The following is a 14,227-nucleotide window of genomic DNA, read 5'->3' as shown; positions in this document are numbered from 1 at the left end:
CAGGCCTCAGGCGTGGGCAGTGGGGGAAGCGTCGAAGGCGGCCTTGACCGCCGGCCGCAACAGCACGATCAGGGTGAACACGCCCAGCACCGTGCCCAGCGGCATCAACATGCACGACAAGGCGGCCACGACCAGGCACAGCGTATGCCGCTGCTGGCGGGCCAGGCAGCGCCCGGCATACGCCATGAAGCCGGCCAGGGTCAGCCCGCACAGGATCAGCACCGAGCCGATCACGATGAACAGCCAGCCGAACAGACGGGTTTCATCAGGCGACGCCGCCCCGCCATTGCTTTCAATGGGCATCGCACCGCTAAGCGCAGCGATGCCGATGCCCACATGGATCAGCGGAAACAGCGAGAACAGCGCGGTCAGGCCGGCCACGACGTAATGGAAGATCGACAACAGCCTCAGGTGCGAGGCGTCTTCCAGTGACAGCGCAGGGGCGGGAGGGAGCGGTGCGTCCATGCAGGTCTCCTTGGCCGGTCAGCCGATCCGCACGCGTTCGGCGCCGTCGGCCGTGGTGACCTTGCCGATGGTCCACTGCGCCAGGCCCTGGGCCTCGACGGCGGCGGTCACGCTGGCCACCTGGTCCGCGGCGACGATCAGCACGAAGCCGATGCCGCAGTTGAAGGTGCGCCACATTTCGCTGTCGGCCACCGCGCCTTCCTTCTGCAGCCACTGGAACACCGGCGGCAGGGTCCAGGACGAGGCATCGATGTCCAGGCCCAGGCCGTCGGGCACCACGCGGATGATGTTCTCGGTCAGGCCACCACCGGTGATGTGGGCCATGCCGTGGATGGCCGCGCCATGAGTCTTGAGCAGGGCCAGGATCGGCTTCACGTACAGGCGGGTCGGCGCCATCAGCGCATCGACCAGCTTGACCCCGCCTTCCAGTTCCAGGTCGGCCGGCTGGCCGGCACGGTCATAGATGCGGCGCACCAGCGAGTAGCCATTGGAATGCGGGCCGGACGAGGCGATGCCGATCAGCACGTCGCCCTCAGCGACGCTGGCGCCGTCCTTCAGCTCGCTCTTTTCCACGCCGGCCACGGTGAAGCCGGCCAGGTCGTACTCACCCGGGGCATACATGTCGGGCATTTCCGCGGTTTCGCCGCCGATCAGCGCGCAGCCGGCCTCGGTGCAGCCGTTGGCGATGCCGCCCACGACCGCCGCGGCGGTGTCGATGTCCAGCTTGCCGGTGGCGAAGTAGTCCAGGAAGAACAGCGGCTCGGCGCCCTGCACCAGCACGTCGTTCACGCACATGGCGACCAGGTCGATGCCGATCGTGTCGTGGCGGCCCAGCTGTTGTGCCAGCTTCAGCTTCGTGCCAACGCCATCCGTACCCGACACCAGCACCGGCTCACGGTACTTGCTGGAGAGGTCGAACAGCGCCCCGAACCCGCCCAGGCCACCCATCACCTCGGGCCGGAAGCTGCGCTTCACCAGCGGTTTGATGCGCTCGACCAGTTCATTGCCCGCGTCGATGTCGACGCCGGCGTCGCGGTAGGTCAGGGGGGAGGGGTTGGACGGGGAATTGGTCACGGGCGTCGGCGCTGCGCTGGGGTGAAAGCGGGATTTTAACAGGCCACGTTGGCGCGCAGGCCCTATTCGGGCAACAATTCCCCCCGGATACGCTCAATGGAAGTCCTGATGCGCCGCAGCCTCTTTGTAATGATGTTCCTCGCGCTGTGCCTGCCGGTGGCCACGATGGCCCAGAGCGGCCTGCGTACCGAAGGCGACGTGGCCACGGCCAGCGGGGCCTACGAGGCCGAAGTGCCGGTCAACAGCCAAGGCGAGTCCGACCGCAACGGGGCCTTGGCCCGCGCGCTGGGCAACGTGCTGACCAAGCTGTCGGGCGACCGCAGCGTGCTGTCCCGCCCGGGCGTGATGCAGGCCCTGCGCGATGCGAAGAACTACGTGGCCAGCTATGACTACCGCCAGGACCAGAGCACCTCGGCCAGCGGCGCCCCCAGCTACCGCACCATGCTGGTGGCCCGGTTCCGCCAGGACGACGTGGACGGGCTGATTTCCGCGCTGGGCCTGCCGCTGTGGCCGCAGCCGCGGCCCAAGCCGGTGGTCTGGCTGGCCATCGATGACGGGTCCGGCCCGCGGTTGGTCACGGTGCAGCAGGCCAATGCGGCCCGGCCGTTGCTGAACCGGGCCATCGAGCGCGGCTTCAAGCTCGGCCTGCCGACCGGCAGCGCCGCCGAGCAGGCCGTGGTCGGCTCGATCTTGCGCCAGGACACCGCGGCCGTGGCCCGTGCCTCCTCGCGCTACGCCCCGCCGATGCAGCTGGTCGGCAAGCTCTACCGCGACAGCACCGGCGGTTGGGTCGCGGACTGGGTGTTCGTGGACGGCGGCAAGGAACTGAACAAGTGGACCGTGAAGGACAGTGACGCCCGGCGCGCGATGTCCAGCGGCGCCGACGGCGCGGCTGACGCGCTGGTCAAGCGCTACGCCAAGGCCGGTGCGGCCACCGGCGCGGCCGGCACCTACACCATCGCCGTGACCGGGGTGGACAGCGCCGAGGACTACATGCGCCTGGCCGCCGGCCTGCGCGAGAACCCGGTGGTGCGCAACATCACCCCGCTGCGCGCCTCGGGCAACCGCCTGGAACTGTCGCTGGAAATGACCGCCGGCCTGGCCGGGCTGAACCGCATGCTGGGCGAGAACGGCGTGATCGTGCCGCTGGCCCCGCTGCCCGTGCCTATCGACGAAGACGCGGCCCCGGGCACCCCGCCGCCGCCCGCCAGCAACGAGTACCGCCTGCGATGATCCTCACCCCGGAAGCCGAGATCGCGCAGTTCCTGCGCCGCGTCAAGTACATCCTGTTCGCGCTGGCGGTGGGTTGGGTGGTGTGGCTGCTGGCCCCGATCCTGACCCCGTTCGTGCTGGCCCTGGCGCTGGCCTGGCTGGGCGACCCGCTGGTGGACCGCATCGAGGCCAACGGCCGCTCGCGCATCACCGGCGTGGTGCTGGTGTTCGTGGCGATGGTGCTGGTGATCACCGCCGCGCTGCTGATCCTGGTGCCGATGATCGAACGCCAGATTTCCACCCTGATCGCGGCCATTCCGCAGGCCCAGCAGTGGCTGATGGAGAAGGGCATTCCGTGGTTCGAGCAGAAGACCGGCATGGAAATCATGCCGTGGCTGGAACCGGACCGGCTGATCGAATGGGTGCGCAGCCATTGGGAACAGGCCGGCGGCTTCGCCAAGACCTTCTTTGGCTACGTGTCGCGCTCCGGCTTTGCGATGGTGACCTGGGTGGTCAACATCCTGCTGCTGCCGATCCTGGCGTTCTATTTCCTGCGCGACTGGGACAAGCTGGTCGAGCGGGTTGCCTCGACCATTCCGCGCAACCATGTGGGCACCATCACCAAGCTGGCGCGTGAATCCAACGAAGTGCTGGGTGCGTTCATCCGCGGCCAGTTCCTGGTGATGGTCGCGCTGGGCCTGATCTACGCCATCGGCCTGTCGCTGGTGGGCCTGAAGCTGGGCCTGCTGATCGGCCTGATCGCCGGCCTGATCAGCTTCATTCCGTACCTGGGTGCCACCACCGGCATCGTCATGGCGGTGCTGGCCGCGCTGGTCCAGGCGCAGGGCTTCGACCTGAAGCTGCTGATCCTGGTCGGCGTGGTGTTCACCGTGGGCCAGCTCCTGGAAAGCTACGTGCTCACCCCGCGCATCGTGGGCGACAAGATCGGCCTGCACCCGGTGGCGGTGATCTTCGCGGTGATGGCCGGTGGCCAGCTGTTCGGCTTCCTGGGCATGCTGCTGGCGCTGCCGGTGGCGGCGGTGAGCAACGTGCTGCTGCGCTATGCGCACCTGCGCTATCGCGAGAGCGAACTGTATGCCGGCGAGAAGACCGCGATCGTGCTTGATTCGTACATCGACAAGCCGACCCTGATCGTCGATGCGCCGAAGGGCCCGGACCTGAAGTGAGCGTAGTGCCGCAGCTGCCGCTTGCCCTGCGTTACCCGCAGGACGAGCGACTGGAAACCTTCATCGGCGCGCCCGATGGTGCGCTGGCGCAGCTGCGCGCCATTGCCGTGGGCGACGACCCACACTGGGTGTACCTGGAAGGGGCGGCCGGCACCGGCAAGACCCACCAGGCGCTGGCGATGTGCTCGCTGGCCGAACAGGCCGGGCGCCAGCCGACCTACCTGCCGCTGAAGGCGGTGGTGGGGCGTACCCGCGCTGCGCTGGAATCGCTGGAAGGCCGCGACCTGGTGGCGCTGGATGGGCTGGATGCGGTGGCCGGCAACCGCGACGACGAAGTGGCGCTGTTCGATTTCCATAACCGCGCGCGCAGTGCGGGCATCACCTTGATGTACACCGCGCAGCACGCGCCGGACCAGCTGGGTCTGGTGCTGCCGGACCTGCGCTCGCGCCTGCAGCAGTGCGTGCGCGTGGTACTGCAGCCGCTGGATGACGAAGGCCGCGCGGCCGTGCTGCGCGAGCGTGCGGCGCGGCGGGGGTTGTCGATTGATGAGGCGGCCATCGAGTGGCTGCTGACCCGCACCGGGCGCGAGCTGGGCAGCCTGGTGAGCCTGCTGGACTGGCTGGACCGGGAGTCGCTCGCCGCGCAGCGTCGCATTACCGTGCCGTTTCTGCGGCAGGTGGTGGAAGAAGGGTCTCACCGGTTGTGATGACGCGCGGCTTCGGCCGTGGTCATGCGTCTGTCGCACCGATGGGCGGTATCGGCGGTTGATCGGAATCCAACCCTACCGCAGGGTTGCGTCCAGATCTGCCAGGCGTTCCGGCGTGCCTACGTCGGTCCATTTTCCGCGATGATGCTGCCCGGTTACCCGGCCGTTTGCCATCGCGTGGCGCATCAGCGGGGCCAGGCCAAACTGCGGCGGAGTTGCAGCTTCGCCTTCGGTGTTGCGGATCACGCTGCGCCATCCATCGAGAATCGATGGGCGAAATACCCCCACGCCCGCGTACGTCAGCCGCGGTGCATTGCCTTCATCACTGACCGTGCCATCCGCGCGCAGGATGAAATCCCCGCGCGGGTGCTGCACCGGGTTGTCGACCAGCACCAGGTGCGCATCGCCCTCTGGTTGCCGTGGCAACGTGGCGACATCCACATCGGTCCACACATCGCCGTTGATCACCAGGAACGGCGCATCGCCCAGCAGTGGCAGCGCATTGAGGATGCCGCCACCGGTCTCCAGCGGCACCGCGCCTTCATCGATGAAATGCAGGCGCAGGCCCCACCGATCCCCATTGCCCAGCGCGGGTTCGAACTGGTCGCCCAGCCACGAGGTGTTGATCACCACCTCGCTGAAACCGGCCGCCGCCAACCGCTCCAGGTGCCACACGATCAGCGGTTTGCCGCCTGCCACCAGCAACGGCTTGGGCGTGGTGAGCGTGAGCGGGCGCATGCGCTCGCCCTTGCCGGCGCTGAAGATGATCGCCTTCATGCGCGGCTGGACACCGGCAATGCCAGCGCGGCCATCGCCGGCTTGATCCGTTCCTGCAGCAGGGTGTTCAACCCGGCCAGTTCCGGATGGCGCGGCAGCACTTCATCCAGGTAGCGGATGAAACGCGGCGCATCGGCGAAATAGTGGCCCTTGCCATCGCGGTCGCGCAGGCGCACGAACAGGCCCAGGATCTTCAGGTGGCGCTGCACGCCCATCCAGTCGGCATCGCGCAGGAACTGCGGCCACGGCCGCACCGGCAAGCCTGCCGCCAGCGCCTGCGCGTGGTAGCGCGCCAGCCAGGCATCCACGCGCGCCAGCGGCCAGCTCAGGAACGCATCCTTGAACAGGCTCACCGGGTCGTAGGCAATCGGTCCGCGTACCAGGTCCTGGAAATCCAGCACGGCCGGGCCGGGTTCGGTGGGCATCAGGTTGCGCGGCATGAAGTCGCGGTGGGTCAGCACCTGCGGCTGCTGCAGCGCGTTGTCCATCAGCCGGCGATGCGCCAGCTGCAGCGTTTCAAGCTCACCGCAGTCCAGCTGCAGGCCCAGGTGGCGCTGTAGGAACCATTCGTCGAACAGCTCGGCATCGCGCTGCAGCAGGGCCTCGCCGAACGACCCCATGCCCTCGGGAACGGGAATCTGCTGTAGGCGGATCAGCTGCGCGAAGGCGGCATCGAACCACGCGTCGGCGTTGGCGTCATCGATGTGCCGGGCCAGGGTCGGGCCGCCGAGATCTTCCAGCAGCAGGAAGCCCTGCTCCTCGTCGCGGGCCAGCACGCGCGGTACGCGCACGCCGGCGGGTTCCAGCAGGTCATGCATGCGCAGCCACGGGCGTACATCCTCCAGCCCTGGCGGCGAATCCATCACGATATGGCTGCCGTGCACGCTGGTGGCGCGCCAGTAGCTGCGGAAGCCGGCGTCCACCGAGGCCCGGTCCAGGTGCAGGTCGGGGTCGCCCAGCGCGGCGCAGGTCCACTGTCGGCGAAGCTCGGCGCGCAGCGGGTCGGAAGCAGGATCGTTCATGGACAGGTACGTCGAAGCGGCGCCCTGCGGCGCTCGGGAATAAAGGGGGGAAGTGCGTTCAGCGCTTGCTGCTGAACAGGCGGAGCAGGGCCAGCACTGCAATGGCGCCCAGGATCGCGCCGATGAAGCCGGCCGGTTCGCCGCGCGCATACCAGCCCATGTACTGGCCGAACCAGCCGGCCACCAGTGCGCCGACGATGCCCAGCACGATGGTCAGCAGGCAGCCCATGCGGTTGTTGCCGGGCATCACGAAGCGCCCGAGCAGGCCGACCACGAAGCCGACCAGGATGATGTAGAGCCAGCTGGTGCTGCCGAACAGACCATTCATTGCGCTGTTTCCCGCAGAAGATTGACGCAGCCTACCAAGGGCAGGCTGCGTCCGTCATCGTCGCTGTCAGCAGCAGCCGTGGCCGCCGTGGCGGGTGCCGCTGTCGGCGGCCACCGGCGAACCGCTGGTTTCACCGCGCAGGCTGGCCGCGTAGTGCTCGCTGATCACCTTGGACACGCACGAGGTGACGCGCTTGCCCATCGGGATGTGCAGGAACTCGTTCGGGCCGTGCGCGTTGGAATGCGGGCCGAGCACGCCGGTGATCATGAACTGCGCGCCGGGGAACTTCTCGCCCAGCATGCCCATGAACGGAATCGAGCCGCCTTCGCCCATGTACATCGCCGGCTTGCCGAAGAAGGTCTGGCTGGCCTCGTCGATCGCCTGGGTCAGCCACGGCGCCATCGCCGGGGCGTTCCAGCCCGAGGAGGCCTTTTCCAGGTCCAGCTTCACTTCCGCGCCGTTCGGCGGGTCGCGCAGCAGGGCTTCCTTCAGCAGCTCACCGCAGGCCTTGCCGTCGGCGGTCGGCGGCAGGCGCAGCGACAGCTTCACCGCAGTATGCGGGCGCAGCACGTTGCCGGCCGAGGCCAACGGCGGCATGCCGTCCACGCCGGTCACCGACAGCGCCGGGCGCCAGGTGCGGTTGAGCACCAGTTCGGTGAGGTCGTCGTTCATCGGCTTGAGGCCGTCGACCATCGGGAATTTCTCGAAGATCTCGGTATCCACCACCTCGGCAGCGCGCTTGGCCTGGGCCTGGCGCTCTTCCGGAATCTCCACGTGCATGCCGTCGAGCAGGATGCGGCCGGTCTTTTCGTCTTCGATGCGCGACAGCAGCTGGCGCAGCAGGCGGAAGCTGGACGGCACCACGCCGGAGGCATCGCCCGAATGCACGCCCTCGTTGAGCACCTTCACCGAGAAGTTGCCGCCGGTCAGGCCGCGCAGCGAGGTGGTGCACCACAGCTGGTCATAGTTGGCGCAGCCCGAATCCAGGCACACCACCAGCGACGGCTTGCCGATGCGGTCGGCCAGGTGGTCCACGTAGGCCGGCAGGTCGTAGCTGCCCGATTCCTCACAGGCTTCGATCAGCACCACGCAGCGCGCGTGCGGCAGGTTCTGTTCCTGCAGCGCCAGCACCGCAGCCAGCGAGCCGAAGATGGCGTAGCCGTCATCGGCGCCGCCGCGGCCGTACAGCTTGTCGCCGCGCAGCACCGGCACCCACGGGCCGAGGTCGTCGTCCCAGCCGGTCATTTCCGGCTGCTTGTCCAGGTGGCCGTACAGCAGCACGGTGTCGTCGCCGGTTTCGGCGCCGGTGGCGGGAATTTCCAGCAGCAGCAGCGGCGTGCGGCCTTCCAGGCGCACCACTTCGACCTTCAGGCCCGGCAGCTTCTGCGCCTTGGCCCAGGTTTCCATCAGGGTGACGGCCTGCTCCATGTAGCCGTTCTCGACCCAATTGGCGTCGAACATCGGCGATTTGTTGGGAATGCGGATGTATTCGACCAATTGCGGAACGATCTCGCTGTCCCACTTTTCACTGACGAATTGGCCGAGCTTGGCGCTGTCCATCTGGTACTCCGAATGCATGTGGCTGATTCCGCCATTCTACGCCTGCGCAGGGGGTAGGGATTTCCCTACACCACGTCAGGTATTTAGCTGGCTGTGTGAAGGTGATGTGGACGATAGGCTGTGTGTATGTGGCGAGGGACACTGACTGCTCCGACGGGATGCCGGCAGCGGTCGGTCCGACGTCACAGGGAGCTACACGGTGGGGCCTTGGTTTTCGTGGAAGGCGCTTGCGCTGGCACTGCTGTTGACCGGAACCGCTTCGGCGGCCGACCGCATCAACATCAATACGGCAGATGCGTCGACGCTGCAGCAGGGATTGACGAACGTAGGGCCCCAAAAGGCCCAGGCGATCGTGGCGTACCGGCGACAACACGGACCTTTCCTCCGGGTCGAGGACCTGGCACGGGTGAAAGGGATAGGGACAGCAACGGTCGAACGGAATCGACGACGGATGACGGTGGGGGCCATGGCGGCGCCCACGGTGGCACCGCCCAGGAGGGCAGTGTCGGCACCCGTACCAAGGCGCTGACACAACAGGATGGGTCGCGACCGGCATGACGCCGGTCACGGTAGCCAGGCAGGAGCCGGCCACCTCGACAGCCGCAGGGACGGGGCACGCAGGGACGCAGCGCGGAGGGATTGGCGCGGATCCACCAGGACGGTGGCATCCATACCCGGGAAGGGGAGGGATGGCGGAACAACATACGGCCGAGTGCATGGAGCATGGCCGGCACCCACACTGGGCAGGACGCACAGGGGGAAGGCGGGATGCCGACAAGGACGTGACGATTGCCCGGTCCGCACAGGGATGTGCGACCGGGCAATTTTGTTTGGGGCTTTGGCGGGTTTCAACGTTTGCGGTGATCATGCGTAGCGACACGCCATGCGTGTCTTCGACCCACCCGAAGGAAGGCCACATGCTCACACGTCGCACGCTGTTGACCCACATCGCCGGTTCGCTGATCGCCGTCATGGCACTCCCGGCGTGGTCCGCGCCCGAGCCTGCCAGCCCCACCGATCTCAAGCCCGGCCAGTTCCTCTGGCACCCGGAAATCTCGCCCGCCGGGCCCATCGTGCTGGTGGTCAGCCTGGATGAGCAGCGTGCCTACGTGTACCGCAACGGCATTGCCATCGGCCTGAGCACGATCAGCTCGGGCAAGGCCGGGCATGAAACGCCGACCGGGGTGTTCACCATCCTGCAGAAGGACAAGGACCACAAATCCAACCTCTACAACAGCGCGCCCATGCCCTACATGCAGCGGCTGACCTGGGACGGCATCGCGCTGCACGGCGGCAACCTGCCCGGGCATCCCGCCTCGCACGGCTGCGTGCGCCTGCCCCAGGCTTTCGCGCAGAAGCTGTTCGGCGAAACCAAGCGTGGCGATACCGTGGTGGTGGCCGACGCCAAGAGCGCGCCGATGACGCTGGCCTACCCGGCGGTGCTGGCCCCGGTGAACAGCGTGGGCAAGACCCTGCTGGAAACCACCGGTGCGCCGGACCAGTACTGGAATGACAGCGCCGCACCGTCGGGCCAGGTGGGCATTCTGGTCAGCCTGCACGACCAGCGCCTGTACGTGCTGCGCGACGGCGTGCTGATCGGCGAATCGCGGCTGGAAGCCAAGGCGCTGCCGGCGTTCGAGGGCACCACCCTGTTCGTGATGCAGGACGGCTATTCGGATGCCGCCAGCCCGCTGGATGCGACGCAGAAGCTGCACAAGTGGACCGCCTACCCGCTGCTGGGGCAGAGCGCCGGCAATGCCAGCCCGGACCTGCTGGCCACGCCCAGCCTGCCCATGGCGCTGCCGGCGTCCTTCGCCGCGCAGCTGTACAAGGTGCTGGTGCCGGGCACCACGCTGCTGGTGACCAGCCTGCCGGCGGTTCGCCCGGTGGCGGATGAACAGAACCTGCAGCCGGTCTTGGAATCCGACGCGGGCGGGGCCACCTTGTAGGGAGGCCCTGCCGGTACCGCGTTGATGCGTTCCTTTCCCGTTCTGATTGCCACCGTTGCCCTGTGCGGGCTGGCGCTGACCGCGCCGGCAGGCAGCGCCCGTGCGGCGACCACGCCTCCGCCCCGCACGCTGCCGCCGGCCCAGCTGGCCGACATGCTGGCGCGCGCGGCGCCCAATGCGGACCGCAAGGTGCTGCAGCTGGCCGCCAACGCGATGACCTGCGCCCTGCGCCGGCCGGAGCTGGGCGTGGATCCGGGCCGCTTGAGCGTGATTGATTACTCGCGCCCGTCCACCGAACAGCGCATGTGGGTGTTCGACCTGGCCCACCAGAAGCTGCTGTTCGAGGAGTGGGTCGCGCATGGCCGCAACAGCGGCGGCAACGCCACCGAACGCTTCTCCAACCGCGATGGCAGTTTCATGTCCAGCCTGGGCGCGTTCACCGCCAAGGAAACCTACATGGGCGGCAATGGCTATTCGCTGCGCCTGGAAGGTCTGGAACCGGGCTTCAACGACAAGGCGCGCGACCGCGCCATCGTCATCCACGGTGCGCCGTACGTGAATCCCACCATCGCCCGGCTGCAGGGCCGGCTCGGCCGCAGCCTGGGCTGCCCGGCGGTACGCCTGACCGTGGCGCGGCCGCTGATCGACAGCCTGCGCGGTGGGGCGATGGTGTTCGCCTACTACCCGGACAAGGAGTGGCTGGCGCGCTCGCAGCTGCTGGAAGCGGACTGCGGCGGCAAGCCCGGCTGAGGCACAATGGCGGCATGTCGACCGCCACCGCATTGAGCGCTGCCACGCGCGTCATTCCCAGCTTTGAATACCGCCGCGAACGCTGGCGCAATGGTCTTGGCTGGACCCGTGAAATCCTGCGCGTGCCCGACAGCGAAGAGTGGCTGGTACGTTTGTCGATTGCCGAGATCGAACAGGATGCGGCGTTCTCGTCGTTCCCCGGCATCGACCGCGAACTGGTCCTGCTGCGCGGCGAAGGGCTGCGCCTGCGCTTTGCCGATGGCGCGCTGCATACGTTGCTGCCACCCCACGATCGCCTGCGCTTTGCCGGCGAAGCGGAGGTCCATGGCGAGCTGGTGGATGGGCTCACCCATGACTTCAATCTGATGTGGCGGCGTGACCAGGTCGATGCCGAACTGCTGCACCGCCCGCTGGTGGGCAGCATGTTCTTCTTCACCGAGCCGGGCACGGCGTGGGCGATCCACCTGTTGGCGGGGCAGGCGGAGTTCGAGGGCGAGCCGGACCTGCCGCCGCTGCAGCAGGGTGACACCGCGTGGCTGGCGGCAGGGCCGCATAGGCGCTACGCATTGTGCGGTGGCGGTGAGCTGCTCGCCATCCGCCTGGACCCGCGCGGTCAATAAACGTCGCGGCGGTAGCGGCCGGCGACGATCAGCGCTTCTTTGCCTTCGCGGCCCAGCGCCTGTTCGATCACCGCGTCCACTGCCGGGGCCATGCCCTGCAGGCTGCCGCAGACCAGGATCGTGGCGCCGTCGCGGACCCACTGGCGCAGGGTGTCCAGCTGCGCGAGCAGGCGGTCCTGCACGTAACGGTGCTCGCCGCCGTCGCGGCTGAACACCGTATCCAGCCGCGCGATCATGCCGTCACGCTGCCAGCGCTGCAGGTCTTCCTTGAAGTAGAAATCGTGCGCGGCGGTACGCTCGCCGAACAGCAGCCAGTTGCGCCCGGCGCCAAGGTCCACGCGTGCACGAAGGTGCGCGCGCAGCCCGGCAATGCCGGTGCCGTTGCCGATCAGGATCAGCGGTGCGTCCGGCGCGGGTGGGTGGAAATTCGGGTTGCCGCGGAAGCGCAGGTTGATGCGCCCACCCAGCGCCGCGTAATCGCACAGCCAGCCGCTGCCCAGCCCCGGCGTGCCATCCGGGCGCAGCAGCCGCCGCAACAGCAACAGCACGTGGCCTTCGCCCGGCATGCTGGCAATGGAATACTCGCGGTGCGGCAACGGCTTGAGCGTGGCTACCAGTGCCATGTCATCGGCCGGTACCGCATCGGGCAGCACCGGCAGGTGCGAGCGCGCCAGCCAATCACGCAGCGGCTGCTCCTCGACCATCGCCGCGCCATCGCGTGCATGCGTGGCCAGCCAGGCATCGACCTCGACCGGACTGTGCTGCGGACCAATCTCCGCCACATCACCGGCCTGCCACGCCGGCAGCACGCCATCGGCCGGCACCAGGCTCACCCGCCACGTCGCCGCGCCGGGGCTGCCGGGGTTTTCCTGGCGGCGCGCCTGCAGCTGCCAGGGCTGGTACTGCGCGGGTGCCCAATCGGGCAGCTCGGTGGCGTTCCCGCCCAGCTGGCCCAGCAGCTGCTGCCAGTGGCGCAGAGCGGCCGGGTCGGCGTTGTCCACTTCCACCGTGTCGAACAGCGGGTGCGCGCCGTGCTGGCGCAGCCACGCATCGAGCTGGTGGCCGAACGCGCAGAAGTGCCCGTAGCTGCGGTCGCCCAGTGCCAGCACACCGTAGTGCAACTGCGGCAGTGCCATGTCCTGCGGCATCACGCGGCGCAGGAAGGGCAGGGTGTGGTCGGGTGGATCGCCTTCGCCGGTGGTGCTGGCGATCAGCAGCACCCGGGTGGTCTGCTGCAGCAATGCGGCATCCACCTGGTGCAGGCCGCGCACGCGCACCGGCACTCCGGCCGCGCGCAGGACCTCGGCGCTGCGCTCGCTCAGCTGCTGGGCGAACCCGGTCTGGCTGGCCCAGACCAGCAGCGTCGGTGCTTCGCCGGCGGCGCTGCCAACATCGTCGCGGGTCCGGCCGCGCCACCACAGCAGCGCGCACAGCGCGGCGTAAGCGGTGAGGGTGCCCGCCGCCCAACGCCAGTGCGAGGCCAGTGGCGCGGCCAACCACCAGTCTTCCTGCAGATGCAGGCGCAACAGCAACCACGCCAGTACGGCCAGCAGGGCCACCACCAGCACATTGCCCACTACCGCGCGCGACGGGCTGCCTTTCATGCAGCGGCATCCTGTTCGGTGAGCAGCGCGGTAAACGCCGTGCTCAAGTGTTCTTCGATGCCCTGCGCAGTGCGGGTGATGAAGCGTGCGGCGAGCGCGTTGGCATTGGCGAACGCAAGCCCTTCCTGCGCGCCCATCACTGTCAACGCGGTGGCCCATCCATCGGCGTGCATGGCGTGGTGGGCGACCACGGTCACCGCGGCCGCCGTGCGGCTGACCGGCGCGCCCGCGCGTGGATCCAGCGTATGGCTGTAATGCGTGCCATCCTCGACGAACTGGTGCCAGCGATCACCGGAGGTGGCAACGGCCAGGTCGTCCAATGCCAGCACGCGCGGCGGATGCGCGAGTTCTGCTTCTTCTTCGGGACCTGCTTCGACCAGGACCCGCCACGGCTGCCCATCGGGCTTGCGCCCATAGCCGTGCAGCTCACCGCCCACCTCCACCAGTGCCGCCGCAATGCCCTGGCTGCGCAGCCAACGGCTCACCAGGTCCACCGCAAAGCCCTTGGCGATGGCCGAAAGATCCAGTTCCAGTCCACCCGGCTGCAGCAGGTGGCCGTCCTGCCAGTGAAGCCGCTGCCAACCGCAGCGTGCCTGCGTGGCCGCCAGCCGGGCAGCATCGGGAACGCGTTGCGCGTGCGCGTGCGCACCGAACCCCCACAGCGCGACCAACGGGCCGACCGTGGGATCGAACGCCCCTTCGCTGCGCCGGGCGATATCGAGCGCGCAGTCGATCACCTCGGCGAGCAGGCCGGGCAGCGGCAGCGACGTGCCGGCCGCTGCGCGGTTGAACGCGGCGATGTCGCTGGCCGCTTCCCAGGTGCTCATCTGCGCGACCACCGCATCCAGCTGCGCCTGGATCCCCGCATGCAGCGGGTGCAGATCGCGGCCGGGCGTGGTGGTCAGTTTGACCTGCCAGGTGGTGCCCATGGTGTGGCCACCGAGGCTGGCGATGTCGTGCAGGGTGGACATG

At 68.3% G+C, this 14,227-nt stretch carries 15 protein-coding genes; 7 read left to right on the top strand and 8 right to left on the bottom strand.

Going from position 1 to position 14,227, the window contains the following annotated elements; all coding sequences use genetic code 11:
• Positions 1 to 6 precede the first annotated feature (6 nt).
• Both KVS69_RS10865 and purM read right to left on the bottom strand, forming a co-directional pair.
• Positions 7 to 465, bottom strand: a complete 459-nt coding sequence (locus KVS69_RS10865) for a hypothetical protein (RefSeq protein WP_068849838.1) — start codon at positions 463 to 465, stop codon at positions 7 to 9.
• An 18-nt stretch (positions 466 to 483) separates the two neighbouring features.
• On the bottom strand, positions 484 to 1,509 hold the full coding sequence (gene purM / locus KVS69_RS10860; protein ID WP_208856136.1) for a phosphoribosylformylglycinamidine cyclo-ligase: 1,026 nt from the start codon (positions 1,507 to 1,509) through the stop codon (positions 484 to 486).
• 138 nt (positions 1,510 to 1,647) lie between these two features.
• Between purM and KVS69_RS10855 the strand changes: the two genes are divergently transcribed.
• The 3 genes from KVS69_RS10855 to hda are packed head-to-tail and all read left to right on the top strand — an operon-like array spanning position 1,648 to position 4,645.
• Positions 1,648 to 2,772: a DUF2066 domain-containing protein gene (locus KVS69_RS10855; RefSeq protein ID WP_217538050.1), complete on the top strand. Its 1,125-nt coding sequence runs from the start codon at positions 1,648 to 1,650 to the stop codon at positions 2,770 to 2,772.
• Positions 2,769 to 3,938 (top strand): AI-2E family transporter, encoded by a 1,170-nt coding sequence (locus KVS69_RS10850; protein ID WP_217538049.1) that lies wholly within the window; start codon positions 2,769 to 2,771, stop codon positions 3,936 to 3,938. The genes KVS69_RS10855 and KVS69_RS10850 overlap by 4 nt, the downstream gene beginning before the upstream one ends.
• Positions 3,935 to 4,645 (top strand): DnaA regulatory inactivator Hda, encoded by a 711-nt coding sequence (gene hda / locus KVS69_RS10845; protein ID WP_068849849.1) that lies wholly within the window; start codon positions 3,935 to 3,937, stop codon positions 4,643 to 4,645. Before KVS69_RS10850 ends, hda begins: the two co-directional genes overlap by 4 nt.
• A 75-nt stretch (positions 4,646 to 4,720) precedes the next feature.
• Here the strand turns inward: hda and murU are convergent, their stop codons facing one another.
• The 4 genes from murU to KVS69_RS10825 all read right to left on the bottom strand — a co-directional run bounded on the left by murU (position 4,721) and on the right by KVS69_RS10825 (position 8,332).
• Positions 4,721 to 5,422, bottom strand: coding sequence for an N-acetylmuramate alpha-1-phosphate uridylyltransferase MurU (murU, locus tag KVS69_RS10840; protein WP_217538048.1), 702 nt, complete (start codon positions 5,420 to 5,422; stop codon positions 4,721 to 4,723).
• Positions 5,419 to 6,444 carry a phosphotransferase gene (locus KVS69_RS10835; protein ID WP_217538047.1) on the bottom strand — a complete coding sequence of 342 codons (1,026 nt, stop codon included), beginning with the start codon at positions 6,442 to 6,444 and terminating at the stop codon, positions 5,419 to 5,421. The genes murU and KVS69_RS10835 overlap by 4 nt, the downstream gene beginning before the upstream one ends.
• A 58-nt stretch (positions 6,445 to 6,502) precedes the next feature.
• Entirely contained in the window at positions 6,503 to 6,772 is a 270-nt protein-coding gene (locus tag KVS69_RS10830) for a GlsB/YeaQ/YmgE family stress response membrane protein (RefSeq protein WP_068849858.1), read from the bottom strand.
• 66 nt (positions 6,773 to 6,838) lie between these two features.
• Entirely contained in the window at positions 6,839 to 8,332 is a 1,494-nt protein-coding gene (locus KVS69_RS10825; protein WP_093533374.1) for a M20 family metallopeptidase, read from the bottom strand.
• A gap of 238 nt (positions 8,333 to 8,570) precedes the next feature.
• On the opposite strand from KVS69_RS10825, the gene KVS69_RS10820 reads away from it, so the two are divergent.
• The 4 genes from KVS69_RS10820 (at position 8,571) to KVS69_RS10805 (ending at position 11,651) form a co-directional block, all read left to right on the top strand.
• Entirely contained in the window at positions 8,571 to 8,861 is a 291-nt protein-coding gene (locus KVS69_RS10820) for a helix-hairpin-helix domain-containing protein (RefSeq protein WP_217538077.1), read from the top strand.
• A gap of 388 nt (positions 8,862 to 9,249) precedes the next feature.
• Entirely contained in the window at positions 9,250 to 10,281 is a 1,032-nt protein-coding gene (locus KVS69_RS10815; protein WP_217538046.1) for a L,D-transpeptidase, read from the top strand.
• A 24-nt stretch (positions 10,282 to 10,305) separates the two neighbouring features.
• A complete protein-coding gene (locus tag KVS69_RS10810; protein WP_217538045.1) occupies positions 10,306 to 11,031 on the top strand; it encodes a murein L,D-transpeptidase catalytic domain family protein in 726 nt (241 codons plus the stop codon).
• A 14-nt stretch (positions 11,032 to 11,045) separates the two neighbouring features.
• Positions 11,046 to 11,651: a HutD family protein gene (locus tag KVS69_RS10805; protein WP_217538044.1), complete on the top strand. Its 606-nt coding sequence runs from the start codon at positions 11,046 to 11,048 to the stop codon at positions 11,649 to 11,651.
• Here KVS69_RS10805 and KVS69_RS10800 read toward each other — a convergent pair.
• Together KVS69_RS10800 and KVS69_RS10795 are read right to left on the bottom strand one after the other, a co-directional pair.
• Positions 11,645 to 13,255, bottom strand: a complete 1,611-nt coding sequence (locus KVS69_RS10800; RefSeq protein WP_217538043.1) for a sulfite reductase flavoprotein subunit alpha — start codon at positions 13,253 to 13,255, stop codon at positions 11,645 to 11,647. The two genes, KVS69_RS10805 and KVS69_RS10800, sit on opposite strands and share 7 nt — an antisense overlap.
• A complete protein-coding gene (locus KVS69_RS10795; protein WP_217538042.1) occupies positions 13,252 to 14,226 on the bottom strand; it encodes an FAD:protein FMN transferase in 975 nt (324 codons plus the stop codon). Before KVS69_RS10795 ends, KVS69_RS10800 begins: the two co-directional genes overlap by 4 nt.
• Position 14,227: the final 1 nt, after the last annotated feature.

It is taken from the genome of Stenotrophomonas sp. GbtcB23 (assembly GCF_019091045.1).
GTDB lineage: Bacteria > Pseudomonadota > Gammaproteobacteria > Xanthomonadales > Xanthomonadaceae > Stenotrophomonas > Stenotrophomonas rhizophila_A.
The sequence above is the reverse complement of the archived record's forward strand: the minus strand, read 5'-3'. Positions and strand labels throughout refer to the sequence as shown.

Coding starts and splice junctions, on each gene's coding strand:
- KVS69_RS10805 (WP_217538044.1), top strand. CDS start 11,046: ATGTCGACCGCCACCGCATTGAGCGCTGCCACGCGCGTCATTCCCAGC.
- KVS69_RS10855 (WP_217538050.1), top strand. CDS start 1,648: ATGCGCCGCAGCCTCTTTGTAATGATGTTCCTCGCGCTGTGCCTGCCG.
- KVS69_RS10810 (WP_217538045.1), top strand. CDS start 10,306: ATGCGTTCCTTTCCCGTTCTGATTGCCACCGTTGCCCTGTGCGGGCTG.
- KVS69_RS10825 (WP_093533374.1), bottom strand. CDS start 8,332: ATGGACAGCGCCAAGCTCGGCCAATTCGTCAGTGAAAAGTGGGACAGC.
- KVS69_RS10800 (WP_217538043.1), bottom strand. CDS start 13,255: ATGAAAGGCAGCCCGTCGCGCGCGGTAGTGGGCAATGTGCTGGTGGTG.
- KVS69_RS10830 (WP_068849858.1), bottom strand. CDS start 6,772: ATGAATGGTCTGTTCGGCAGCACCAGCTGGCTCTACATCATCCTGGTC.
- KVS69_RS10865 (WP_068849838.1), bottom strand. CDS start 465: ATGGACGCACCGCTCCCTCCCGCCCCTGCGCTGTCACTGGAAGACGCC.
- murU (WP_217538048.1), bottom strand. CDS start 5,422: ATGAAGGCGATCATCTTCAGCGCCGGCAAGGGCGAGCGCATGCGCCCG.
- KVS69_RS10815 (WP_217538046.1), top strand. CDS start 9,250: ATGCTCACACGTCGCACGCTGTTGACCCACATCGCCGGTTCGCTGATC.
- KVS69_RS10795 (WP_217538042.1), bottom strand. CDS start 14,226: ATGTCCACCCTGCACGACATCGCCAGCCTCGGTGGCCACACCATGGGC.
- KVS69_RS10850 (WP_217538049.1), top strand. CDS start 2,769: ATGATCCTCACCCCGGAAGCCGAGATCGCGCAGTTCCTGCGCCGCGTC.
- KVS69_RS10835 (WP_217538047.1), bottom strand. CDS start 6,444: ATGAACGATCCTGCTTCCGACCCGCTGCGCGCCGAGCTTCGCCGACAG.